Origin of the sequence: Alkalinema pantanalense CENA528 (assembly GCF_050753345.1) — a bacterium.
GTDB classification, from domain to species: Bacteria; Cyanobacteriota; Cyanobacteriia; order Leptolyngbyales; family Leptolyngbyaceae; genus Alkalinema; species Alkalinema pantanalense.
This window is the reverse complement of record NZ_JBLZFX010000002.1, coordinates 91402-115551: the sequence shown is the minus strand read 5'-3', so window position 1 is coordinate 115551 and position 24150 is coordinate 91402. Positions and strand designations below refer to the sequence as shown.

The 24150-nt window shown below is 52.1% G+C and carries 20 protein-coding genes; 16 read left to right on the top strand and 4 right to left on the bottom strand.

From position 1 onward, the window contains the following. Positions 1–114 precede the first annotated feature (114 nt). The gene (locus tag ACN4EG_RS01160; protein ID WP_431627317.1) at positions 115–744 is read left to right on the top strand and encodes a hypothetical protein; all 630 of its coding nucleotides are present in this window, start codon (positions 115–117) and stop codon (positions 742–744) included. A 133-nt stretch (positions 745–877) separates the two neighbouring features. Beyond that, entirely contained in the window at positions 878–2224 is a 1347-nt protein-coding gene (gene tftA / locus ACN4EG_RS01155) for a hormogonium tapered terminus morphoprotein TftA (RefSeq protein ID WP_431627316.1), read from the top strand. A 178-nt stretch (positions 2225–2402) separates the two neighbouring features. Here the strand turns inward: tftA and glgB are convergent, their stop codons facing one another. Both glgB and ACN4EG_RS01145 read right to left on the bottom strand, forming a co-directional pair. After that, positions 2403–4700 carry a 1,4-alpha-glucan branching enzyme gene (glgB, locus tag ACN4EG_RS01150; protein WP_431627315.1) on the bottom strand — a complete coding sequence of 766 codons (2298 nt, stop codon included), beginning with the start codon at positions 4698–4700 and terminating at the stop codon, positions 2403–2405. Positions 4701–5457: 757 nt separating this feature from the next. Continuing rightward, positions 5458–5757 carry a 30S ribosomal protein PSRP-3 gene (locus ACN4EG_RS01145; RefSeq protein WP_190573886.1) on the bottom strand — a complete coding sequence of 100 codons (300 nt, stop codon included), beginning with the start codon at positions 5755–5757 and terminating at the stop codon, positions 5458–5460. Between the two features lie 109 nt (positions 5758–5866). Between ACN4EG_RS01145 and ACN4EG_RS01140 the strand changes: the two genes are divergently transcribed. Then, on the top strand, positions 5867–6634 hold the full coding sequence (locus ACN4EG_RS01140) for a TIGR01548 family HAD-type hydrolase (RefSeq protein ID WP_431627314.1): 768 nt from the start codon (positions 5867–5869) through the stop codon (positions 6632–6634). Here the strand turns inward: ACN4EG_RS01140 and ACN4EG_RS01135 are convergent. After that, positions 6631–7500, bottom strand: coding sequence for a tetratricopeptide repeat protein (locus ACN4EG_RS01135; RefSeq protein ID WP_431627313.1), 870 nt, complete (start codon positions 7498–7500; stop codon positions 6631–6633). The two genes, ACN4EG_RS01140 and ACN4EG_RS01135, sit on opposite strands and share 4 nt — an antisense overlap. Positions 7501–7606: 106 nt before the next feature. Beyond that, the gene (gene ruvB / locus ACN4EG_RS01130; protein ID WP_431627312.1) at positions 7607–8785 is read right to left on the bottom strand and encodes a Holliday junction branch migration DNA helicase RuvB; all 1179 of its coding nucleotides are present in this window, start codon (positions 8783–8785) and stop codon (positions 7607–7609) included. 166 nt (positions 8786–8951) lie between these two features. On the opposite strand from ruvB, the gene ACN4EG_RS01125 reads away from it, so the two are divergent. The 13 genes from ACN4EG_RS01125 to ACN4EG_RS01065 all read left to right on the top strand — a co-directional run bounded on the left by ACN4EG_RS01125 (position 8952) and on the right by ACN4EG_RS01065 (position 24125). Then, complete coding sequence (locus tag ACN4EG_RS01125; RefSeq protein ID WP_431627311.1) at positions 8952–9485, top strand: hypothetical protein; 534 nt, start codon at positions 8952–8954, stop codon at positions 9483–9485. Between the two features lie 23 nt (positions 9486–9508). Continuing rightward, the gene (locus tag ACN4EG_RS01120; RefSeq protein ID WP_431627310.1) at positions 9509–10114 is read left to right on the top strand and encodes a Uma2 family endonuclease; all 606 of its coding nucleotides are present in this window, start codon (positions 9509–9511) and stop codon (positions 10112–10114) included. Further along, on the top strand, positions 10111–10707 hold the full coding sequence (locus tag ACN4EG_RS01115) for a Uma2 family endonuclease (RefSeq protein WP_431627309.1): 597 nt from the start codon (positions 10111–10113) through the stop codon (positions 10705–10707). The genes ACN4EG_RS01120 and ACN4EG_RS01115 overlap by 4 nt, the downstream gene beginning before the upstream one ends. A gap of 79 nt (positions 10708–10786) precedes the next feature. Then, on the top strand, positions 10787–12430 hold the full coding sequence (locus tag ACN4EG_RS01110) for a rhomboid family intramembrane serine protease (protein WP_431627308.1): 1644 nt from the start codon (positions 10787–10789) through the stop codon (positions 12428–12430). Between the two features lie 99 nt (positions 12431–12529). Then, positions 12530–13372, top strand: coding sequence for an ABC transporter permease (locus ACN4EG_RS01105; protein ID WP_431627307.1), 843 nt, complete (start codon positions 12530–12532; stop codon positions 13370–13372). 18 nt (positions 13373–13390) lie between these two features. Next, positions 13391–14788: an ABC transporter ATP-binding protein gene (locus ACN4EG_RS01100; protein WP_431627306.1), complete on the top strand. Its 1398-nt coding sequence runs from the start codon at positions 13391–13393 to the stop codon at positions 14786–14788. Next, a complete protein-coding gene (locus ACN4EG_RS01095; protein WP_431627305.1) occupies positions 14781–15800 on the top strand; it encodes a class I SAM-dependent methyltransferase in 1020 nt (339 codons plus the stop codon). The genes ACN4EG_RS01100 and ACN4EG_RS01095 overlap by 8 nt, the downstream gene beginning before the upstream one ends. A 90-nt stretch (positions 15801–15890) precedes the next feature. Continuing rightward, positions 15891–17198, top strand: a complete 1308-nt coding sequence (locus ACN4EG_RS01090; RefSeq protein WP_431627303.1) for a hypothetical protein — start codon at positions 15891–15893, stop codon at positions 17196–17198. Positions 17199–17204: 6 nt separating this feature from the next. Next, positions 17205–18587 carry a hypothetical protein gene (locus ACN4EG_RS01085; RefSeq protein ID WP_431627301.1) on the top strand — a complete coding sequence of 461 codons (1383 nt, stop codon included), beginning with the start codon at positions 17205–17207 and terminating at the stop codon, positions 18585–18587. Between the two features lie 110 nt (positions 18588–18697). Further along, positions 18698–19165 (top strand): hypothetical protein, encoded by a 468-nt coding sequence (locus ACN4EG_RS01080; RefSeq protein ID WP_431627299.1) that lies wholly within the window; start codon positions 18698–18700, stop codon positions 19163–19165. Continuing rightward, a complete protein-coding gene (locus ACN4EG_RS01075; protein ID WP_431627297.1) occupies positions 19165–20205 on the top strand; it encodes a glycosyltransferase family 4 protein in 1041 nt (346 codons plus the stop codon). Before ACN4EG_RS01080 ends, ACN4EG_RS01075 begins: the two co-directional genes overlap by 1 nt. Positions 20206–20554: 349 nt before the next feature. Next, positions 20555–21532 carry a class I SAM-dependent methyltransferase gene (locus ACN4EG_RS01070; RefSeq protein WP_431627295.1) on the top strand — a complete coding sequence of 326 codons (978 nt, stop codon included), beginning with the start codon at positions 20555–20557 and terminating at the stop codon, positions 21530–21532. Positions 21533–21719: 187 nt separating this feature from the next. Beyond that, positions 21720–24125, top strand: a complete 2406-nt coding sequence (locus ACN4EG_RS01065; protein WP_431627293.1) for a glycosyltransferase family 4 protein — start codon at positions 21720–21722, stop codon at positions 24123–24125. Positions 24126–24150: the final 25 nt, after the last annotated feature.

Below are 24150 nucleotides of genomic sequence, written 5' to 3'. Positions count from 1 at the left end.
TGAATTGCGGAATCGGGCCGAATTATCCTGTCATCAAGGTTTTTGGATAGCTGTCTCTGGTTAACACAATCAGGGCGTCTTCTACCTATCGCTCCGTCAGTGAAGGTCTCTGTCATGGCTGATTCTCCTAAACCCAGTGACGATCAACCGCCAAATTCATCCATACAATCAGCCCCTGCCAATGGTGAGACTCGTGGCGAGAAGGTGGATGAGCTTTTGTCGCAGCATCCCTTAAATCGTCGGTTGCTAATAGTCAGTGGAGTTGTAGGAGGACTGGCCGCGATCGTGACAGCTTCAACGCAACTGGTTGAAAGTCTGAAAGACTTATTGAGTGCCACCCATGATCCGATCTCTCAAGCCCAACTGAAAATATTGATGCCTGCGAATAATAGCGAAGTGCCCATTCAGGTGAAGTTTCAAGGCACGTTTCACTCCCTGCCCGATCGCTACAGTCCTTGGTTGTGCATCTATGCTCCTGCCATCAAACGCTATTACTACGAGGAAATCATTCCTCCCGTAGGCCCCAAAAAAGGGGCTTGGCAATCGGGGCCGTTTCCGATCGGCGATCAATCCTCTAAAGGCATTGGATTTACGATCGAGGCGCGATTACTCGATCCTAAAGATTCTGAAATGATTCGTACCTTTCAAGAAGCAGTGGCCCGTCGCCAAGTTGAGAACGGTCGTAAAGAACCGTGCTTGGGTACCCCTTTAGATGCTGTGAACGTAATGCGGCAAAAGAACTGAGCGGCTGTTGGCGGATTCCTTCGGTGGCCTAGGGCGGGCTATTCTTGGTTGTACTCAGGGAACGCTTTCAAGCTAGCCGTTGCATCCCAAAATTCTTCGGCCATAATGGACAAGCATCATAGAAGACATCGGTATGGGACGAATCTTTCTTTCCGCAGCCCACGGGGGATTAGAAAATGGCAAATCCGATCCAGGCTCGATCGCTGGAGGCACCACAGAAGCGCGGGAAATGATTTTGCTGCGGGATACGGTCTTGACGGAGCTACGATCGCGCAAATTGGAAGTGTTGGCTGTCCCCGATGACTTGAGCTTGCAGCAAACCCTGGATTGGATTAACCTGCGGGGCCGCAATGATGATGTCTCCCTAGAAATTCATGCCGATTCGGCTAGCAATCCTTTGGTGCGGGGATGTAGCGCCTTTTACATCAACCAAAATGATCAACGTAAGCGCCACGGGGAATTGTTGTTGCTGGCGTTGACCAAACGGGTACCGCAGTTGCCCAATCGTGGAGCCAAGCCAGATACCACCGTAGGCGTGGGTAATCTTGCTTTTTGTCGTCAGTTGGTGACGCCTTCGCTGTTACTGCAAATTGGCTTTTTGACCAATCCCGACGATCGCTTCATTATCCAAAATCAACGGCGGGCTCTGGCTTTAGGTATTGCTGACGGGCTGCAAGCTTGGCTCAAGGATGTGGAATCCTCCCAACCGCCGCAACCCGCCTACCCGCCGATCACGATCAACATGAACGGCCAGAGTTATGGTGAACAGGGAATTTTGGTCAATGGCAATTCCTATATTCCCATCGACTTGGCCGATCGTCTAGGGATTGATCTGTCCCAGGTGCCAGTGGTGCGCCGGATTACCTATCGCAATGTGGTGTTTGTCAAAGCGATCGAACTGCGGGATTACAACGTTTCTGTAGGTTGGGATGCCCAAACCCGCACGGTCATCCTGAAATCGATTCTGAAGATTTGCCCCGGTTCCTTCGATCTCATCATGGAGCACGGCAAAACCACGGAACTGCAAATGATGATGTTCCTCAAGACGAATAATGAATTGGCGGTGCGCGATTACCCTGACATTGCCAAACTGTATCGCGAAGAAGGATCGATCGAAGGGGTGGATTATGACATTGCCTTCACACAGATGTGTTTGGAAACGAACTATCTGCGATTTGGGGGAGACATTAAGGCGAGTCAAAATAATTTTGGGGCGTTGGGCACTGTAGGCGGCGGGACGGAGGGGGCGTCCTTTCCCAGTGCACGGCTTGGGGTGCGGGCGCATATTCAACACCTGAAAGCCTATGCCAGTACGGAGCCCTTGGTGCAGGAAAATGTCGATCCGCGTTTTCGCTTTGTGACGCGGGGCATTGCGCCGTTGGTCGGTCAACTCAGCGGGCGCTGGCGGGAAGACCAGGACTATGGCGATAAAATCTTAGGAATTCTCCGCCGACTATATGAAACCGCAGGGTTGTTGTAGGTCGAACTGCGCACAAGACGCGATGAGAATTGAAGACAAGGACTATGGGGAGATCGATCGCTGAAGAGGGGTGTTTGCATCCGGCTTCAACCGAGCAATTCCCCCTCATCCTTGATGATTAGCCGTTGGGGATTTTGTCGAAGACTAGCTCAATGTCTAATCCTTCGATACCTGGCTATTATTCAGATGCGTCAGGCAAGCTGGGATTCTTGGTTCGATCGAGCCTCAAGATCACCGTTGCCAGTGGGGGTAAACAGAGGTCTAACGAATAGGGCCGGTTATGGTAGCCCCAATCCTCCGTCCATTTGCCGCCGAGATTGCCCATATTGCTGCCGCCGAATTCCCGAGAATCGCTGTTAAAGACTTCTTGGAAGAACCCTGCATCGGGAACCCCGACCCGGTAATGGGCATGGGGTTGGGGCGTAAAGTTACATACCACCACCACGTATTCATCGGAATCCTTGGCCCGACGGATAAACGACACTACACTGTGGCGATTGTCACTGCAATCGATCCATTCAAACCCAGGCTCCGCAAAGTCTTGGCTATAGAGGGCCGGTTCGCTGCGGTAGACCTGGTTCAGTGCGGACATGAAGGAAAGCAATTTCTTGTGCGGTTCGAACTGCAAGAGCTGCCACTCCAGATCTGCCCACACATTCCACTCGCTCCACTGGCCAAACTCCATGCTCATGAACAGGGTTTTCTTGCCGGGATGGGAAAACATGTAAGTATAGAGGCAGCGCATGTTGGCAAATTTTTGCCATTCATCCCCCGGCATTTTTCCGGGCATGTTGCTCTTGCCATGCACCACTTCATCGTGGGACAGCGCCAGCATGAAGTTTTCGCTGTGGTTGTACCACATGCTGAAGGTGATGTTGTTTTGGTGGAACTGGCGGAACCAGGGATCCATGCTGAAGTAGTCCAGCATGTCATGCATCCAGCCCATATTCCACTTCAGGTTAAAGCCCAGTCCCCCCACGTAGGTGGGCCAGGAAACCATCGGCCAGGAGGTGGACTCTTCCGCGATCGACAAAATGCCAGGGAAATAACTGAAGATCACATGGTTCATCTGCCGCAGAAAATCTGCTGCTTCAATGTTTTCCCGTCCGCCGTATTGGTTGGCGACCCACTCGCCGGGTTTGCGGTTGTAGTCCAGGTAGAGCATGGAGGCCACGGCATCTACCCGAATTCCATCGATGTGGTACTTGTCAAACCAGAACAGCGCATTGGCGACCAAGTAGTTGCGCACTTCATGGCGGGCATAGTTAAACACCAAGGTGCCCCATTCCTTGTGCTCGCCCTTGCGGGGGTCAGCGTGTTCATACAAATGGGTGCCATCGAAGAAGGCGAGTCCGTGACCGTCCTTGGGGAAGTGACCCGGAACCCAATCCACAATGATGCCGATGCCGTTTTGGTGGCACTGATCCACGAAGTACATGAAGTCTTGGGGGGTGCCAAAGCGGGAGGTGCAGGCGTAGTGGCCCACGACTTGATAGCCCCAGGAACCATCGAAGGGATGTTCCGCGATCGGCAGGAGTTCAATATGGGTAAAGCCTGCGTCCTTGACGTAGGGGATCAGCTTGTCGGCCAATTCTCGATAGGTGAGGAACCGTGCACCGGGCTTTAGGTCAGACACCACGACTACGGGTTCTGGGGTGCCATCGGGTAATACAGCGGGTTCGGACGAAGCGGCATGGAGCCAGGATCCCAGGTGAACTTCGTAGACGGAGATGGGCTCGTGCATGGGTTCCGAGTGCCGTCGTTGCTCCATCCATGCGGCATCATTCCATTGGTAGGTGTCGAGATCAGCCACGATTGAGGCCGTTTTAGGCCGCACTTCCTGCTGGAACCCGTAGGGATCGGACTTCTCGTAAATGTGGCCGTCTTGGTTTTTTACCTCATATTTATAGGCCGTCCCAACGGTCAGACTGGGGATGAAAAGTTCCCAAATGCCCGTGGGGCCTCTGCGCATCTGATGTTGCCGCCCATCCCAACTGTTAAAGTCTCCTAGAACGGAAACGTTGCGGGCATTGGGGGCCCAAACGGCAAAATACACCCCCTTAATGCCGCTCACCTCGGCCAGGTGCGCCCCCAGCTTTTCATAGATGCGGTGGTGGTTGCCTTCCCCAAACAGGTGGAGGTCAAAGTCAGTGAGGCAGGGCGATCGAAAGGCGTAGGGATCGTAAATGACGCGCTCGTGACTGCCTTCCTGAATCCGCAGTTGATAGTTACTGAGTTCCGGCAGATCCACTACACATTCAAAGAAATGGGGATTGTGCAGTGGTTGCATGGGGTATTCCGTCCGCTCTTCTGGACAGATGACCCAAACCTTGTCGGCAGTAGGCTGATAGGCCCGAATGACCCAGACGAGTCTGCCATTGTGTTCAATTTGATGAGCGCCGAGAACCTCGAACGGATCCTGATGCTGGTTACCAATAATACGTGCGACCTGTTCGGGGCTGAGGGTGCTTGTCATGCGGATCTACCTTACCAACGGAATTATCTCAAAGAACTCAAAAAAATCCGGATTCGGGGGAAACCCATCCTCCTTCAATTCGCTATGGAAATTAACTTAATCAGAATTGCTTATCGGATCGGTGCCATACCCCAACCTAGTTCTGTTGAATAGGTTGACCTCAAACTTACCAGGCTGAGTTGACATCAAACCTACCAAATCCTCTTGAAAGTTGAAAGTCTTAATGATTTCCTCCCCAGGATTCCGATTGAACTGCCGATCGATCTAACGGATTTTTTTCAAGTGGACTGTTCATAGGGAACGGAACGCTTCCCTTCAGATCGATCGATTGGGTGACATGGATAACCCGAAATGGGATCTGGCACTCTTAGATTACTTGGATTACGGGTCAGTGTCTTGGATGACTGGCCAATTCTATCGATCTGTTGTTCTTTTGCAGTCTGCCTTTAGTCAGTTTGGGGGGCGTTGTCACTGCTATGGCTAGCAAAATTGGGGCTAACAGAATTGGGGTCAATAAAATTGCTACAAGTGAAGCCAGTGTCGCGATCGTGGGCAGTGCCAAGCTCCGCCTCAAGCGCCAGACCCTGCCTCCAGTGCTTAAAAAACAAAGCCCCAACTCCAGCGGAATCAGGACTTTGCGACCCCTTGATTAAGTGAACTTTGGGTTGGTGAACCTCTCAGTTCAAAGGGGGGCAGTTCAATTTTGAATGCAATGGGGAGGCTCTTCAGCGTTTCAGTTGAGCGTTAGGCAGCAGAATTAGGCGCTACCGCTGAACATGACATCGGGGAATTTAGACTGAGCTTCCGTCACAGGGCGGCTCTTGCCCTCTTCTTGCCAGTAGTTGATGACTTCTGTTGCTTTGTTGAGCAATTCCACGCGATCGACTTCAGAAATCCAGTGCTTGGATTCCAATTCAGTCTTCATTTGTTCCCACGCATCATTGCGTGGCCAGAAGAAATAGCAGGTCAGCGGGCTAGAACCCTTTCCAACGACCTGATCAACGGCAAGTGCCACATCTTTATCGAGCCAAAGAACCTTTAAGATAAACTTCGACAAACCTAGCCTCCAGCGCAGTCCCAAGCTTTAAATAAGTACAGCCCATAATTGTACCAGGAATTTGCATGCTTGAATGTTCTAGAGACTGGAGTCGATCGAGGAATGGGCAATGATTTTAGTGTTTGATATTGATGGTGTGATTCGGGATGTGGCGGGTTCCTATCGGCGGGCCTTGGCAGACACGGTGGAACAGTTTACCCAGGGTGCCTACCGACCCACTCCCCAGGATATTGACGCCCTCAAGGGGGAAGGACTGTGGAATAACGATTGGGAAGCCTCCCAGGAGTTGATCTACCGCTATTTTGAGCAGCAGGGGCAAGCCCGATCGCAGGTGGATTTCAGCTATGAGACGATCGTTGCCTTTTTCCAGAGCAAATATCGCGGGGAGCAGCCGGATGGCACTTGGACGGGCTACATCACCCAGGAACCGCTGTTGGTGGATGCGGCCTACTTTGACGCCTTGACGGCGGCGGCGGTGAAGTGGGGCTTCTTTAGTGGGGCGACGACGGCTTCGGCGACGTTTGTGCTGACCCAACGGGTGGGGCTGCGATCGCCGTTGCTGGTGGCGATGGAAGATGCGCCAGGTAAGCCGGATCCCACAGGATTATTCGCAGCACTGACGCAATTGGGAGAGCATCCGGGCGATCGTCCAGTGGCCTACGTGGGGGATACGGTGGCGGATATGCACACGGTGGTTAAGGCGCGGCAACTCCAGCCCGATCGTCGCTGGCTTGGGCTTGGGGTGTTGCCGCCCCACATTGCCGCCGATGCCGATCGTCGAGAGGCTTACAGTGAGGGATTACGCCAAGCCGGAGCCGATCGGGTGGTGAGTTCTGTGCGGGAGATTACGCCGGACTGGTTAGCGGGAATTGTTTAGGACAACTTGAGGAACTTTTCTAGGGCGACGGTGATGTCATTGGGCCAACGGCGGACGGTTTTCACCCAATCGAGATCTTTGTACCGGGCATCCAGTTCGATCGCAGAGGCCCAGTTGCTTTCGGCCTCATCCCGTTGCCCGATCGCCCACAGGGCTGCCGTATAGGCCGCTCGCATATCGGCAAACCGGGGATACTTGCGAATAATATTGCGCATTTCCCGAATCGAATCTTTGATGTCGCCCATTTGATACATGGCGAGGGCGGCATTGGCGCGGGCGATCGCGAAGTCCGGGGCCAGCAATGATGCTTTGCGGTAGTCGGTCAGGGCTTCTCCCCAGCGCCGCAGCCCGCCCTTGGCGTTGCCCCGATTGTTGTAAGCAGCGGCATCATTGGGATCCAGTTCCAGCACATGGTCATAGTCGGCGATCGCGGCTTCGTACTGGCCTAATCCTTCCAACGCTGCCCCTCGGTTCAGATAGGGATCGGGGGCATTGGGCGAGAGGGCGATCGCGGCGTTGAAGTCTTCGATTGCGGCTTCTAGCTTGCCTTGGCTAACCCTTGCATTGCCACGATTACTGAGCAGTGCGGCATTGTTGGGCAGTTTTTGCACAAGGGTGGTCCAATAGTCCTCGGCTTGGGCAAATTTCCCCTCGTTGGTGGCAGTAAAGGCTTTTTCCCGCAGGTCGGCAATCTGCTTGAAAAACTCCTGGGGCGAAGCTTGCTCCAGCCCCTCCTCAGCCGCTTCTGCTTGGGCCGGAGCCGGACTGGGAGTTGCGGTTACCGCAGCGATCGAGGGCAGGGGGTGACTCCAGAATCCAACGATCCCCACCCACAATCCAAGAATCCAAGACAATAAACGACGCATGATCAAATTCCCCCACGGTGAACAAATCGGTAAACCAGTCAATTTGATATCACTGCCCCAACTCATGGGCGATCGCTAGAACCGCTGAGTCGATCTTTACAAATCTTTAAGATAGCAGGGTTAGTTGGCTGCTGGGGGGTTCGTAGCCCAGATGTTTCCAGGCGGCGGCGGTGGCGACTCGGCCTCGGGGCGTACGGCTGAGGTAGCCGATTTGCATTAGGTAGGGTTCGTAGACCTCTTCGATCGTTTGGGCATCTTCCCCGGTGGAGGCCGCCATGGTTTCCAAGCCAACTGGCCCGCCGTTGAACCGTTCGATCATTACCGTCAACATGCGGCGATCGGTCCAATCCAAACCGCAGGGATCAACGTTAAATAGTTCCAAGGCTTCCGCTGCGATCGCGTCATCGATCGGGCCACTGCTTTTGACTTGCACGTAGTCCCGTACCCGTTTGAGCAGGCGATTGGCAATCCGAGGGGTGCCCCGCGATCGACGGGCGATTTCCTCGGCTCCCGGTGGCGTGATGGGCGTTTCCAGTAAAGTCGAAGTGCGCAGAACAATTTCCGTCAGTTCATCCAGTTCATAGAACCGTAGACGCTGGATCAGGCCAAAGCGATCGCGCAGGGGCGAAGTCAAGGCACCCACGCGGGTGGTGGCTCCGACTAACGTAAATGGAGGCAGTTTGAGCGATCGGGTGCGGGCGCTCTGGCCTTTGCCGATCGTCACATCGATGCGAAAGTCCTCCATGGCGGGATAGAGAATTTCTTCGGTGACGCGGGGTAGGCGGTGGATTTCGTCAATAAATAGCACGTCCCCCGGTTGCAGGTTCATCAACAGTCCCACGATGTCCCGAGGTCGCTCCAACGACGGTGCACTGCTGATTTTGCAATTGACGCCCATTTCTGTGGCCAGGATCAGGGACATGGTGGTTTTGCCTAATCCCGGTGGGCCGTAGAGCAGCAGGTGATCGAGGGACTCGCCCCGCCCCTTCGCTGCTTGGATGGCAATATCCAGTACGTCTTTCAAATCCCGCTGACCCACGTATTCCCGAATGCTTTGGGGCCGAATCTTTTCCTCTTGCCGCAGGGTTTCCTCTGGAGCAGATTCTGGCTGTAATAGCTCGTTTTTCGATCGCTCAGAGGGCTGCGGGCGATCGACTTCCTGACGGGCAGGGCTAACGGTGCGCGATCGTTGCTCCGGTGCGATCGTAGACTCTGCTAGCGGTAATCGTCCCTGTTCAGGGGGATCGGCATCGGGGTGGGGTTGCTTGGAGGAGATGATCGCCATAGAGCCGGATCGCCGTAGAGTAAAAGGTCAGTGAGAGGGTTGCGCGGGAAAGGCCATAGTAGGATTAGGACAGACCTACTAATACCCTACACCACCGGACTCAAACTAGACTGCCGACTGGACTCCTGCCGATGCTGCCCCTTTGGAGAGAATTGAGCTGATAGCCATGGCCGATATTGACCTCACCTTTACCATTCCCCCGGATGTGACCTTTGAGCAGGCGATCGCGCTTTCCCAGGATCTCCTAGCAGCCCAGCCCTCGGATGATGTGCTGACAGCGGCGATTACGGCGCTGGTGGCCACGCCCAACGGTGCACGGGGCTTTTTAGTGACTTTTTTATCGGGAGAATTTGCCCTCGCCGATCGACCTACGGAGTCGGTGGCCCAGGGGTTACGCACAAATCCAGAACTGATTGCCGACTTGATGGCGAAAAACCTGGCCATGTCCACAGCTATGGAACTGACCCATCGGCGCAACGGCAATCTGGAGATGGCGGCGGGATCCCAGCAGACTCAACAGCGATCGCGGCAATTGATCCAATTACTTAACTTGCAGCGGCTGAACGATCGCCTGCGATCTATCCAACAGACTGTTATTCAAGGCGCTGGAGACGATACCGATTTCCTAGCGCGGTGGGGCTATGATGACGAACAGAAGGCTGCGATCGTGGCGGCGATTGAGCCATTAATCTCTCCGTAGCTTCTAAATCAGGGGGTGAAACGATGACGATCGCGACTCCACGACGGATGAGCCTTGAGGATTATCTAAATTACGATGACGGGACGGATACCCGCTATGAGTTGGTAGATGGGGTATTGGTCGCAATGGGTGCTGAAAGTCCAATTAACAACACGATTGTCATGGTTTTGCTGGGAGCCTTAGGGGCATTGGGGATTCCGTTCTATCGGTTTGCCACGGGCCATCAAATTCAGGTTGATTCCAACAAAGCCACCGCCCGACAACCTGACCTAATAGTTCACACGGAGGAGTCCATTCAAGCGATCCTGGGAGGAGGCAAGATTCTGCGATCGGAGATGCCTGCTCCGCTGTTGGTGGTTGAAGTGGTGTCCAATAGCGACAATGATCGCAGCAGCCGAGATCGGGATTACTGCGACAAATGGACGGAATATGCAGTACGGCAGATTCCAGAATACTGGATCGTGGATCCAAGTGCAGGATTGGTGATGGTCTGCGTTCTAGGCGGGGATGCTTACCAGAACGTTGAGTTTCGGGGCAGTGAGGCGATCGTTTCCCCCACGTTTCCAGCACTGAACCTAACGGCTAGCCAAATCCTGAATGCAGGGCAGGATAGGGAGGTGAAACCATGACGATCGCAACTCCGCGACGGATGAGCCTTGAGGATTATCTGCACTATGACGACGGGACGGATACCCGCTATGAGTTGGTAGATGGGGTATTGGTCGCAATGGGTGCTGAAAGCACTTTGAATAACTGGATTGCAGGTTTTTTATATGCTTACTTCCTGCAACACATGGGTATTCCCTTCTACCGCCTTGGGGTGAAACAAAAAATTCAGGTCAATAGCCGCTTTGCGAGTGCCCGTGAACCGGATTTAATTGTACATTCACCGGAATCAGCAGCGGCGATCGAAGGCTTATCCGAGGTCTACCTGAAGCTGACAAATGGAGTCAATCCTTGGGTTGTGATAGAAATCGGTTCCCCCGGTGACGAATCCAGTGATAACTACCAACGGGACTACGTTCAAAAGCCGATCGAGTACGCAGCGCGAGGCATTCCCGAGTATTGGATCATCGATCCGGAGCGGGCCGTGGTTTTAATCGGTCTTTTGCAGGAGGGCACCTACCCATTGCAGGCGTTTAGGGATAGTGAGGCGATCGTCTCCCCGATGTTTCCAGCCCTGACCCTGACGGCTAACCAAATCCTGAAGGCAGGTCGTTAAACCATCGTTAAATCAATGTGAGCCGATCGCAGGCGACTGATTTCTTGCTTACCTTCTTCTTACCCGATCGGCCTGAGCCATGAGCCTTGATGTCTTGATTATTCAGCTAGTGGCCTTTTCCTGTCTGGTGATTATTGCGCGGGCTGGACGGCGGCAAAGTTGGGCCTGGATTGCGTTGGTGATCCTGGCAGTGCTGGCGATCGGGCTGCTGCAACAGGCTCCGTGGACGGCAGCGGTGAGCGGTACATTGTGGGGATTAGCCATTGTGCTCCCAGGGCAGGGACTGCGCTATTTCAACCGGTTGCGCTTGCAGGAGCGCTATCAACCGGCACGCAACTGGGCTAGGGTGTTGCGCTGGTTGCACCCGTTCGATGGGTGGTGGCACTTTCCGGCCATTATGCAGGCCCAGGCATTTGCCCAGGCTGGCGATCGGGATTCGGCGCTGGCTCTACTGAAACGCTACCAAAACGATCGCTCGCCCACGGGCCGTTGGGTCACCGCGATTGTCTATCCCCTAGAAGGTCGCTGGGCCGATGCAGTGACCTGGGCACCCCGCTGTTTGTCGGAGGCCCAAATGTTGCGGGAATCGGCGGTGTTGGGGCTGTACCTGCGGGCCTTGGGGGAAACGGGGGATCTGAATCAACTGGTGCGGCTGGTCGATCGCTGTGCCCAGCAACGTCAGCGCCTTGGGGGAGCCCTTGCTCTGGAAGTCGCTTGCCTGTATGCCTTTGCTTTTGCGGGGCAACCGGAACCTGTGGCTTACCTGTTCAAAACTTCGTTAAAAACCTACAGTCCGCAAATCCAACAATTTTGGCAGGTGACGGCGGACTGGTTTGCAGGGCAGAGATCGGCGGCAAAATCGAGCTTTCAGGGATTACAAACTTGGCCCGATGCAGGATTACAACAAGCGATCGCCGATCGCCTGAATTCGCCCTATCGTGCCCCAGAAAGGATCCTGACCCTGGCCTCCTACGAACTGCTCAACCGCCTGCGCCAGGAACTCGACCAGGACAGGAAGTATAACCTCCGCCAAGTGGTGGCCTTTCAACAAGCCCCCGTCACCTATACGCTGGTTGGTCTGAATGTCCTGATTTATGGACTCCCGATGTTGCTGGCATTGCTATGGGACTTGGAACGGGATTTATCCCGCTGGCTCGATCGAGTTCAGGATCCCAGCTTATTCCCTTGGATGTTTCAGCCCGTTTGGATGATTTATCGATCGGGGGTGATGGTGCCGGAACTGGTGCAACAGGGCGAATGGTGGCGACTGCTGACCTCGACGTTTTTGCACATCGACCTGCTGCACCTCGGGATGAACATGCTGGGGCTGTGGTTTGTGGGAACGTTTGTGGAAACTCGCCTGTCGTCGTGGAAATTTTTGGCGGCTTATTTAATCTGCGGCGTGGGGTCTATGGCGATCGTGGCGTGGGGCGCGATTCTCTCAGGAGAGGCGGATATTTCAGCTCTGGGCGCGTCGGGGGCCATTATGGGGGTTTTAGGCATGATGGGCACGATTTTTTTCCAGGAATGGCGACGTCATCGTGCATCCCTGGCGGCCCGCTGGTTGCGAACGTTTGGTGTGGTTATCGTTCTCCAAACGGTTTTTGATGTGCTGAATCCTCGGGTGAGTTTGTTGGGGCACCTGTCCGGCCTCGTCTTGGGTGGATTCATTGGGTTACTAATGTTTCGCCGATTGCCCGCGCGATCGCCCCAGTCCCTCTAACAAACATCTACCAGTATTCGATGCCTAGTTGTCATTGATAGAACCTTGTGATAACTGTGGATAGGCTATTTCTACTGTCTTCAGTAACTTGTGACCTGCATGTCCCGAAAATTGGTTCAGCTTTTGCCCCATTCCAGTCAGCTGTGGGTCAAGATTGATTTGCTCAAAACGTTGGTACAGAGAGATCTGGCCGCTCGCTACAAAGGCTCGGTGCTGGGGAATTTCTGGACGCTGATCAATCAGCTTACCCAGTTGCTGATCTACACCTACGTTTTTTCGGTGGTTCTGCAAATCAAGTTGCAACAGAAGGGAGGATTGCCCCATACTGCCCTATCGAATAACAATTTGCTATTTGCTCTCTGGTTGTTTGCAGGGCTGGTGCCTTGGACGGCGGTGACCGGAAGTTTGATGGCGGCGGCGACCTCCGTGACTAATCAGCCGAACCTGGTCAAAAAAGTAGTTTTTCCGTTAACGCTTCTACCCTTAGTCCCGATCGTTTCCACCTTCGTAGACAGTGCGATCGGGTTAGTTGTGCTGATTGCCTTTCTTGGTTTTGCCACCCAAACCGTGCATGGGACGCTTTTGTTACTTCCGTTGGTCTGGATTCCGCAACTGATGTTGACCGCAGGTTTGGGCTACTTAGTGGCTGGTTTGACGGTGTTTCTGCGGGATATTCCCCAAACGATCGGCATTGTGATTAATCTGCTGTTCTACCTGACGCCGATTATGTACCCCGCTGACCTGATTCCCCAACCCTTTCGGGCTTGGGCCCTATGGAATCCCTTTACGGTGATTGCGGAGGTTTACCGAGACTTGGTGCTCTGGGGAACGGTACAGCATCTTGGGGAATGGGCCTATCTCTGGGCCGTTGCGACGATCGTCTTTGGCTTGGGTGCCTGGATGTATCGTCGCTTAACCCCAGCTTTTGCGGATGTGCTTTAGGGCAGGAGGACAGCAACCATGACAGACGATATTGCCATTTCCCTATCGCGGGTGTCTAAATGCTTCAAGCGTTACCCTCGCCCCGTCGATCGCCTGAAGGAGATTTTGCTACCTGGAAAATCTCGAGCGGAAGAATTTTGGGCGTTGCAGGAAATGAGCTTAGACATTCCCAAGGGGGACACCTTTGGCATCATTGGCCGCAATGGGTCTGGTAAAAGTACCCTGCTGCAAATTATTGCCGGAACCCTGCAACCAACCACGGGCGAAGTCAAAACCAAAGGCCGCATTTCTGCGCTGTTGGAACTAGGGAGTGGGTTTAATCCGGAATTTACGGGTCGCCAAAATGTGTTTTTTAATGGCCGTATTTTGGGCATGTCCCAGGTCGAAATTGAAGAACGGTTGGCCGCGATCGAAGCCTTTGCTGAAATTGGCGAATTTATTGACCAGCCCGTTAAAACATACTCCAGCGGGATGTTTGTCCGCCTTGCCTTTGCCGTCGCCATCAATGTTAATCCCGAAATTTTGATTGTTGATGAGGCCCTGGCAGTGGGAGATATCTTTTTCCAGGCCAAATGTCTCAAGCGACTGAAACAGCTACAGGACATTGGAACCACCATTCTGTTTGTCTCCCACGATCTGACATCGGTCCATGCCCTCTGCCGGGAAGCGATTTTGCTGAATCACGGCCAATTAATCCTGCGAGATACGCCCAAACAGGTAGGTAACTTCTATCACAAAATGGCACGGCTGGAATATGAGCTGACCGCAGACTCTGCCCAGCCGCAGGGGTCGGAAAATCTGGGGCAGGAGTCGGAATTGGTGGCGCTGCTTGCTGAACCCAATGCCGATCGGGGGGCCACCTTAGAAGGAGATCGGCCCTCCCCAAAAAATTCACAGGATCTGTCCCAAGTTGGCGTGGTTGATCTACGCAACACCCATCGGGTCAGCAATGGCCAAGCCACCATTCGCCAAGTGCGTGTTACCGATGGAGCTGGGCAACCCGCGCTGGCCTTCTCCGTGGGAGATTGGATGCAAGTGTCTATGGTGATGGATTTCCACGAAGATTGTCAGCATGTCAATGCTGGAGTAGGACTACAGGATCGCTATGGCCGTGTCATGGCGGGTAAGCATACCTACTATGGTGACGCCCCCGGCCCGATCGACCACATTGCCCAAGGGGAGCGGATAGAATTTGTCTTTCGGATTCATCTCACCCTGCAGCCGGGAGAATATCTAATCATCATGGGAGCCACCGCCAATCAACGGGAAGTGGAGGCAGACTATGACTCTCTGGATGTCATGTATGATGCTTTTGCAATCAATATCTTGGGCATATCGGGCAAATATGGCCATTGGGGCTTAGCAAAGGTCGATGGCGAGATTCAAGTAAAACGTGAGGCGAAGTGCAATGGGTGAGCCAGTTGATCTGGATTTGACATGGGAACGTCATATTCCTGCCTATGAAGGCCAAGGGTTGTTGCTCGCTCGGGTCAATGTTGATCATATGTTGCGCTATGCCCTAGTGGCTCCCTTTGTGCCGGGGCAGCGAGTGCTCGATATTTCCTGTGGGGCGGGCTATGGTTCCCAGTATCTTGCGATCCAAGGGGCACGAGAAGTGGTGGGCGCTGATAATTCGGAAGAGTCCATTCAGTTTGCAGCGCAATACTATCCGCATCCCAATGTGGCTTATCAGGTGGCCGATGCCCACGCCCTCACGACCTTTGAAGAGGCATCCTTTGATGTGATTGTCTCGTTTGAAACCATTGAGCACCTAGCCCGCCCCCGAATTTTTTTGGCAGAACTGCGACGCTTACTGAAACCGGATGGCAAACTCTTTTTGTCTTGCCCGAATGACTACCGCATTGCCCCTGCAAATTGGGTCAGTCCCTACCATCTCCATCGCTTTCGGTTTGAAGAATTTCGTAACTTATTCCTCAGCGTGTTTGGAGAAGGCGTTTTTCTGGGTCAACATTTTATGGTGGCGAGTTGCTTGGTTAAGCCCCAAGCTCCCGCTGCGGCGACGACTCACCAAGCGGCCTATTTAGCGCCGTTGTCTCCCCCGTTGGTTCAGCGCCAATACCTCGAAGATATTGCTGCGATCGAAAATGCCGATGGCTATTTCGCGGTCTATGGAGTCGCGGAATCCGAGATTGAAGCCCCTATGGCATTTTCCTGCAATGCCTACCAGTTCTTTGGAGACTACATTACCCAAGAACAGGCTGCCCACCAAGCCCTGCAACAAGAAGCTGCAACGCTACAACAGCAACTGGCCACTAACCATGCCCAGGGGAATTCCCAGCAGAATGATCTGGTTCAGGAAGTGACAGCGCTGCGGTTAAGAATTGAGGCGATGGAAACCAGTAAGTTTTGGAAATTGCGGCAACTCTGGATCAGCTTGAAACGATTGCTCGGCAGCAATGCTGAATAGTGGGTAAACCGCTGAATAGTGGGTAAACCATAGTCTGCAGTCCTGAAGGTGGAGCGATCGAAGAAGGTGGAGCTATCGAAGGTTGAAATCATGTCAGATTGGGCTGTCTGTACGATCGTCACCAAAAGCTATTTATGTTATGCGCGGGCCCTTACTGAATCGGTCAAACGCCATAACTCGGATGTATCCGTTTATGTGTTGCTTGCGGATCGTTTAGATGATGGTATTGATCCAGCCCAGGAAGACTTTCATCTCATTTCCTTAGAACAGGTGATTCCGGATCCCCTAAGGGAGCCGATGTGTTTTTATTACACCGCCTATGAACTCTGTTGTGCGTTGCGTGGCCATTTGCATGAATATCTGCTGAACAACACCTCAGTCCAGCGCTGGTTGTTTTTGGATGGTGACGTTTGGGTGACCCATTCCCTTGCGCCCATTTTTCAGCAGCTTGACCATGCAGATATTTTGCTCAATCCCCAAAACTACACCGCATCAACCACCTTGCCCGATCGTCTGTATGAACGCTCTCAATTGAAGTATGGGTTGTACAACGGGGGCTGTGTGGGGCTGAAGCGATCGCCCACGGCCCAGCAATTCATCCAGTGGTTTAAGGCAAGGCTCCAGACCGATTGTTTTGATGACATTGCGATCGCGGATTCTCGGGGACTGTTTCTAGACCAAAAATGGCTAGATCTTGTACCTATTTATTTTTCCAATGTGGGGTTGCTGCGCCATCCTGGGGCCAATGTTGCCCACTGGAACTTAATTGAGCGATCGCTGACGTTGGATGAGCAGGGTCAACTCTGGGTCAATCAGCAGCCCTTGATCTTTTTCCACCTAAGCGGGTGGGATATTGAACAGCCCGATCGCATCTCCCGTCATGCTTCCCAGAATCACATCACGGTGCCTGCTTGGTCTGCCATTGGTCAGTCCTATCGGGAAGCGTTGATTCGCCATGGCTATTTTGACTGCTTGCAATGGCCCTATGGCTTTGCAACCTTTACGAATGGTCAACCCATTACCCTAGCAATGAGGCGGTATTACTTTGAGTACTATTTGAAGGACGTCAATTCTAAAACGTCGCCCTTCGATCGTTGGGATGACTTTCCCAGGGATGTCGGTTTGCCTCAAAGTTTACAATGGCTGGAAGCTGAAGTACAGCGGTTGCAAGCGACTCTTGTCAATGTGCAACAAGAGATCCAGTCGGTACCTATAGGCCCGCCCGCTAACGAAATTGCTGAACTCAAGGCAGAATGCAAGCAACTCCTGCACCAACGCAATGAACTTCTGGCGCAGGTGGTCGCTATGAAAAACAGTAAATTTTGGTGGTTGCGTGGCCAATGGCTCAAAGCAAAAAGCAAGTTTGGGTTTGCGGGTTCTCCCCACGGTATTGATTAACTGCTTATGACAAAAACGCTGGTTTGTACCATTGTCACTAAAAATTACCTCGCCTACGCTCGAGCACTAGCTGTTAGTCTGGCAGCTCATAATCCGGGCTTAGAATTGTATGTGTTGTTAGCCGATCGTAACGATGGCGAAATTGATCCAGACCAAGAATCCTTTCACTTAATTCCCTTAGAAGCCCTAGCCGATCAGGCATCCGTGCAGCGCATGTGTTTTTACTACACTGCCTTTGAACTCTGTTGTGCCTTGCGAGGTCTGCTGCATGAATATATCTTGAACCACACGGATGCGGAGCGTTGGATTTTTTTAGATTCCGATATCTATGTGTGTGGTTCCCTAGAACCAGTGTTTGAACAACTGCGATCAGCCGCAATTCTGTTAACGCCCCATAGCCAAACACCCGCCTCGATCGAACAATCCGTCGTCTGTGAAGTGAATAATCTCATCCGGTGCGGTTTGTACAATGCGGGATTCCTGGGACTCCGCCGCTGTGAGACCACCCGTCAGTTTATTGCCTGGTGGAAAACTCGCTTAGAACATTTCTGCTTTGATGATGTTACTTACCAAAACCTGCGCGGGTTATTTGTGGATCAGCTATGGTTGAATCTTGTTCCCCTATACTTTGTAGGGGTTCAGTACTTATCAAATTTAGGGTGTAACCTAGGGTACTGGAATCTTTGGGAACGCCCCCTAAATGTCAAGACGAATGGGGCTATGTTTGTTGGCTCCGAGCCACTTCGATTTATTCATTTTAGCGGTTGGAATTTTGACGACCCTCAACGGGTATCGAAGCATAGTTTCTTGGACGACAATCTTGATCAACCTATCTGGGGCAAGCTAGGGTTAGCCTATCGAGATCTACTAGTATCCCAGGGTTATAAAACGCTGTGCAATCTCCCCTATAGCTTTACTAATTTTGCGACGGGTGAAACGATTACCCAGGCAATGCGGCGAGCTTACTACGACGATTGGCAATCTGGACAGGCGATCGATCAACCCTTTTCCCAAGCCTCCTTTTTTCTTTCCCGAACCTATGAGCCAGGGAATAGCGTTCGTCTGCTATGGCAAAAAATTGTGGAGATCCAGCAACAAGTTAGTCAAGCACAAACTGCAGAGGCCCAAGCTTGGCAAGAAGCGAGTCGCGCCCAGCAAAGTGAAAGTCAGGCATGGCAGCAGGTTGTGGAACTCCAACAACAGAGTACTGTTCAACAGCAGCAGCAACAAGAGGCTCTTTTGTTAACCCAGAAGGCATTGCAGGAATGTGAAAAGCAACTGTACGAAATGAGGTTTGCGATCGCGATTTTCCAAAAAGTAAAGTCTCTGTCCAATCTGCATCAGGTTTGGTTACAATTGCGGCGTTTGCTAGGCTTCGAGGCGAAATAGGTCCCAGGTTCCTGCTCGTTGTGATGGAACGAAATCAAATGGGCGGATCTTAGGTCATTGAGATGAATGACTAGAAGGTAATCACAATCCCGAGGATGGAGAGGTAAATCATGTCAGATTCTCAAACTCAGTCTGTCAATGTTGACCAAATTATTCAGCGGATTCGAGAGGAGGCTGCCCAACGCAGCAGTCAACCCATGCTGCGTAATGGTCAGATGAATGGGGTTTCTCGATCGACCTTCATGGCCTTGGCCAATGAAGTAGAACTGTTAACTAGCAATGCTGAACTGCGAGCCCATGTCAGAGCTAAGTGGCCTGATAAACTCAATCGCTTTCCCTTTAGTCTGAGTAAAAACTTCCAAAAGGGAATTTTGAAAATCCTCGATTTGGCCTTTCGAGATCAACGAGAAGTGAATTTGAATCTTGTGTATGCATTACGCAAGTCGTTGATCTTGCAACGGGCGTTGCTAAGCCAGTTGGAGGCTGCTCAAGCCCAGAACCAAACCCAAATGATGGTTCTGGAACAGCAGCTTTATCCAAGCCAGAGTCAGCCTATACAGAACCAGCCTGAATCCTAATGAAGATAGCCATTGCCACTGTCCAAGTTCCCTTTATTCGAGGAGGTGCGGAAAACTTAGCGGGAGGATTAGGGCAAGCTTTGCAAGCCGCAGGTCATGAAGTCGATCAAATCACCATGCCCTTCCAGTTTGCTCCGGTTCAAGCAGTTGAGCGTAGTATGGCTCAGTGGACTCAAGAAGATTGGACTCAGTTAAATGGCCATGTGCCCGATCGAGTAATCTGCCTCAAGTTTCCCACCTTCTACCTCAATCATCCTAATAAAGTTACCTGGATTCTCCATCAGCACCGCGCGGTCTATGACTTGTGGAATACCCCCTATACCCAAGGCTTTTCTAACTTACCGGAAGCCACCCGCTTAAAGCAGGCTATTACCCAGCAAGATACAGAGGCTCTAGGGGCTTGTCGCCATAACTTTACGATCGCTAAAAATGTCTCTAAACGGCTGCAACGGTTTAATGGTTTGGCGTCTACAGCGCTTTACCATCCGCCCAAGCTGGCTGATCACCTCTATACAGCAGAGGCTGAGCCTTACATTTTCTTTCCCAGTCGCTTAGAGCAACTGAAGCGGCAGGATTTGCTGATTCAAGCCTTTCGCTATGTGAAATCGCCTGTGGTGGGATTAATTGCAGGGGAAGGGGGACAAAAAGGAACTTTGCAACAACTGATTGCAGATTATGATCTGAGCCAACGTGTCCGATTGTTGGGACAAATTACCGAAGCTGAAATGCTGGCTTTCTATGCCCATGCCTTAGGTGTATTTTTCGGCCCCTACGATGAAGACTATGGCTACGTGACCTTGGAAGCGATGCTCTCCCAAAAGCCGGTGATTACCTGTCAAGATTCCGGTGAGCCTGCTGAATTTGTCGTCGATCAGGAAACAGGGTACATTGTGGATCCAGATCCTCAGTCGATCGCTGCAGCCATTGATCAACTCTACGCCAATGCCTCGCAAGCCCGTCAGATGGGACAAGCGGGGCTGGAGCGTTATCGGGCTTTAAATATTTCCTGGGACTTTGTTGTGGAGCAATTGTTAGGGTAGCTTTTCTCAGATCGGCACGATTTGCACGACTGGTTTACAATACCTGTCTAAAACACTTGTCTGAACTAAACCCGTCTAAACTCGCAGTCGTTCTAAATTCACGGTTGTATTGTGGTCAGACCTATTTTCCACGGCAGTATAGATGCAATTTGCAGAACTAATGGATACAAGGAACAGTTTTAGTGAGAAACTAGCCGGAACATCATCCTTGATCATCATTCGATCGCAGTACTGTGATTACATTGATCTATCGATGATGTATTGGTGATGTATTCTGTGATGTGTCTGTAAGGACTGGGTAGACGCAGGGAGCTTTTCAGTATTCTAGGAAACTATTTAAGGAGTGGCTATGAGTTATTTCCAACGGATTTTGAAATGGGTGAATAAAGCGCCTAGGGATAGTGGAACGGCAACCCTGGTTTCGCCTGCTTCAACTCCTCCAAATTCCGTTGCCACCAAGACACCTGACCCTTATATCTATCAGCCTCAGGTTGCACGGGTGAGCTTTGCTGAAGGCGTGACTGCGCTGCAATCTCAAGGCTATCGAGTTGTGCCCAGTCCTGTGGATAACACCTCTACCCAGTCAATTGCCGATATACAATCCCTAGCGGAAACGGTGGGTATTCACTTTACGCCCTACACCATTGACATTGAGGCGTATCGTACTTACTTTCAACAGGCTGGGTACGACTCGCAGTACGGGGATTACTATCGTGGCAATCAACCGGAAAAATCCTTAGAGCATTATCTGGCTCTGCAATGGTTGGGGTTGACAGCGGAGGATGTGTTTATTGACTTGGCCAGTGAACATTCTCCAGTGCCAGCGATCTATGCCAAGCTGACGGGGGCAACGACCTACAGCCAAGATATCATGTACGCGCCTGGAATCCAGGGCAATCAAATTGGCGGGGATGCTTGTGCTATGCCTGTTCCCGATGGTTTTGCGACCAAGGCAACCTTAACTTGTTCGATCGAACACTTTGAAGGCGATGGCGACACGCGGTTATTCCAAGAACTGGCTCGCGTGCTGCGGCCCGGTGGGCAGGTCTGTGTTGTTCCCTTCTACATCTACCGAGAAGCTGCGGCCCAAACTGATCCAACCATTAGTGTGCCTGCAGCAGTACAATTTGATGCGGATGCAACCCTCTATTGTGCCCAAGGGTGGAATAATCGCCATGGTCGGTTTTATAGTCCCCAATCCTTTTTGGAACGAATTTTGAATCCGGTGAGCGATCGCTTTAAATTTGATTTCTACTATTTGCAAAATCCGACCGAAGTTGATGCTTCTGTCTATGTGCGATTTGCCTTTGTGGCAACCCGGATCTAGAGGAAGGTTCCTAGTGGGCGTATCTCTGGGCGCATCTCTATGATCAATCGGGGTGCTCAATCTAGGGGCTGTATCACAGCACTCTATTAGAAATGGCTCGTGGCTGTGGTAGTAGCCCTTTGGGTTGGAGGTCTAGCTGACTGGTTATTTATAAAGCCTATCGTTCTTCAACTATTGAGACTGTCCCATGCGAATCGCGATCGTTGCGCCGAGCGGTGTGCCCTTTTGTATTGGAGGGGCGGAAAAATTGTGGTGGGGGCTGTTGGACGCCATTAACCAGCACACTTCTCACCAAGCGGAACTGATCAAAGTTCCCAGCCCAGAAATGACCGTTCCCGATTTGTTCTCCAGCTACAAAAAATTTTCCCAGCTAGACCTGAGTCATTTTGACGCGGTTATTTCCGGCAAGTATCCCGCCTGGATGGTGCGCCATCCCCATCACACTTGCTACATGTTGCACCGCTTGCGGGGTTTGTACGATACCTATCACTTGACAGGTTTGCCGGAAGCCTACCACAGCAACCATCGGTCGATTTCCGCGTTGCAAGCCTTTATGCGGGCTAACCCTGGTAATCCGCAGGCATTGGAAACAGTTTTTACCAAAGTCGAGCGGCTGCTCAAGGATTCCCATTGTCCCAAGGGTGCCCTCCAATTTCCGGGGCCATTGTTACGGGAAATCATCCATTTTCTCGATGATGTTGGTCTCTCTCCCCACCAAATTCAGCGCTACACCGCGATTTCCAAGAATCTGACGACACGATCGGGCTATTTCCCTGCCCATTGCCCAGTCGAGGTCATTTATCCTCCCTCCAGCTTACCTTTCTTTGAACAGGGGGATTACGACTACCTGTTTACGGTCAGTCGCTTGGATGGAGCCAAGCGGGTAAGGATGCTCATCGAGGCGATGCAGCATGTCCAGTCTCCTATTCATCTCAAAATTGCGGGGACGGGGCCCGATGAAGTGGCTCTCAAGGCGTTAGCGGCGGGGGACGATCGCATTGAATTTCTTGGTTTTGTTAACGATCGGGATGTTATTCCCCTCTATGCCAATGCTCTCGTTGTACCCTTCCTCCCCTACGACGAAGATTATGGGTTAGTCACGATCGAGGCCATGATGAGTGGTAAGCCCGTTCTGACCACAACGGATTCCGGTGGCCCTAACGAATTTGTCATTAACGGCGAAACAGGCTATTCCGTCGATCCCAATCCCCTGGCCTTGGCGGAACGCATTGATTACCTCTATCACCATCGTGGAGAAGCCCAAGCCATGGGCCAGAATGCCCGTCAACTCGTCTCAGGCATTACGTGGGAAAATACTGTCACACAACTTCTGCAACCTATGGCCTCTAGCTCAGCAGCCAGTTTCTCGAAGCCCAAGCTAGTTGCCCAGCCCCGTTCCCAGCGCATGACGGTGGCCCTGACCTATCCCATTTACCCACCCCGAGGCGGGGGACAGAGCCGAGTCTTTCACCTGTATCGCAATCTGACTCAGCGGTTTGAAATTGATTTAGTGGCTTTTACTGGGGTTGACCAGCCTGCATTTGAAGGAGAAATTGCGCCGAAATTACATGAAATTCGGATTCCTAAATCCGCAGAACATCAGCAACAGGAATCGTTAATTGAACAGAAAGTTGGCGTACCGATTACCGATGTGGTGATGCCGCAGCTCTACCCGTTGACGCCGGCCTATGTAGAAGCGTTGCAGCGATCGGTCGCGAGATCGGATGTGTTGGTGGCCTGCCATCCCTACCTTTACCCTGCCCTGCGGGCTTTAGCTCCCCATAAGCCAATTTGGTACGAGGCGCAGGATGTGGAAGTGGATTTGAAAGAAGGGATTTTGCCGGATAATCTAACTGCGCGGGAACTCCTAGCCGCCATTCGAACTGTGGAACAAGCTTGTTGTGATGGCAGTGACTTGATTTTTACCTGTGCTGAACAGGATTCTAAATTGCTCCATCGCCTGTATCACGTTCCGCCTTCCAAGATTGTGGAAGTGCCCAATGGGGTGGATGTTGAAGCAATCACCTACCTCAGTCAGCAGCAACGTCGGAGCAAAAAACAAGCGCTAGGGTTGGACAATACCTTTACGGTGTTCTTTTTAGGCAGTTGGCACGGCCCGAATCTAGAGGCGGTGGAGCACATTTTTCAAATGGCTCAGAAGTTACCCCAGGTGCAGTTTTTAGTTGTGGGTAGTGTGGGACTTGCGTTTCAGAATCAGCCCCATCCACCTAATGTTGGATTTATGGGCGTGGTGGATGACTCTGTGAAAGATGTGGTGTTGGAAGTTGTAGATGTGGCCCTTAATCCCATTACCTACGGGTCGGGCACTAATTTAAAAATGCTGGAGTACTTTGCGGCGGGCATTCCAGTGATTTCTACGCCCTTTGGGGTGAGAGGATTGGGAGTTCACAATCAAGAGCATTGTATGATTGCGGATCTGAATAACTTTCCCGCTGCGATCGCCCATCTGCAAACGGAAGCGATTGAACAACGCCAAAAGCGGGTTAGATTGGCTCATCAGCATGTAGAGACAGCCTTTGATTGGGCAATCATTGCGGATCAATTTCTGGCCCACATTGCTCAACGAGTGTAGGCAATGCCTGTTAGACTGCTCTAGA

Excerpts from the sequence above, each read along its gene's own strand:
- ACN4EG_RS01125 (WP_431627311.1), top strand. The coding sequence starts at position 8,952 with ATGGCCGATATTGACCTCACCTTTACCATTCCCCCGGATGTGACCTTT.
- ACN4EG_RS01160 (WP_431627317.1), top strand. The coding sequence starts at position 115 with ATGGCTGATTCTCCTAAACCCAGTGACGATCAACCGCCAAATTCATCC.
- ACN4EG_RS01105 (WP_431627307.1), top strand. The coding sequence starts at position 12,530 with ATGTCCCGAAAATTGGTTCAGCTTTTGCCCCATTCCAGTCAGCTGTGG.
- ACN4EG_RS01135 (WP_431627313.1), bottom strand. The coding sequence starts at position 7,500 with ATGCGTCGTTTATTGTCTTGGATTCTTGGATTGTGGGTGGGGATCGTT.
- ACN4EG_RS01075 (WP_431627297.1), top strand. The coding sequence starts at position 19,165 with ATGAAGATAGCCATTGCCACTGTCCAAGTTCCCTTTATTCGAGGAGGT.
- ACN4EG_RS01110 (WP_431627308.1), top strand. The coding sequence starts at position 10,787 with ATGAGCCTTGATGTCTTGATTATTCAGCTAGTGGCCTTTTCCTGTCTG.
- ACN4EG_RS01100 (WP_431627306.1), top strand. The coding sequence starts at position 13,391 with ATGACAGACGATATTGCCATTTCCCTATCGCGGGTGTCTAAATGCTTC.
- ACN4EG_RS01090 (WP_431627303.1), top strand. The coding sequence starts at position 15,891 with ATGTCAGATTGGGCTGTCTGTACGATCGTCACCAAAAGCTATTTATGT.
- ACN4EG_RS01085 (WP_431627301.1), top strand. The coding sequence starts at position 17,205 with ATGACAAAAACGCTGGTTTGTACCATTGTCACTAAAAATTACCTCGCC.
- ACN4EG_RS01070 (WP_431627295.1), top strand. The coding sequence starts at position 20,555 with ATGAGTTATTTCCAACGGATTTTGAAATGGGTGAATAAAGCGCCTAGG.
- ACN4EG_RS01115 (WP_431627309.1), top strand. The coding sequence starts at position 10,111 with ATGACGATCGCAACTCCGCGACGGATGAGCCTTGAGGATTATCTGCAC.
- ACN4EG_RS01140 (WP_431627314.1), top strand. The coding sequence starts at position 5,867 with ATGATTTTAGTGTTTGATATTGATGGTGTGATTCGGGATGTGGCGGGT.
- ruvB (WP_431627312.1), bottom strand. The coding sequence starts at position 8,785 with ATGGCGATCATCTCCTCCAAGCAACCCCACCCCGATGCCGATCCCCCT.
- ACN4EG_RS01120 (WP_431627310.1), top strand. The coding sequence starts at position 9,509 with ATGACGATCGCGACTCCACGACGGATGAGCCTTGAGGATTATCTAAAT.
- ACN4EG_RS01095 (WP_431627305.1), top strand. The coding sequence starts at position 14,781 with ATGGGTGAGCCAGTTGATCTGGATTTGACATGGGAACGTCATATTCCT.
- ACN4EG_RS01065 (WP_431627293.1), top strand. The coding sequence starts at position 21,720 with ATGCGAATCGCGATCGTTGCGCCGAGCGGTGTGCCCTTTTGTATTGGA.
- ACN4EG_RS01080 (WP_431627299.1), top strand. The coding sequence starts at position 18,698 with ATGTCAGATTCTCAAACTCAGTCTGTCAATGTTGACCAAATTATTCAG.
- tftA (WP_431627316.1), top strand. The coding sequence starts at position 878 with ATGGGACGAATCTTTCTTTCCGCAGCCCACGGGGGATTAGAAAATGGC.
- glgB (WP_431627315.1), bottom strand. The coding sequence starts at position 4,700 with ATGACAAGCACCCTCAGCCCCGAACAGGTCGCACGTATTATTGGTAAC.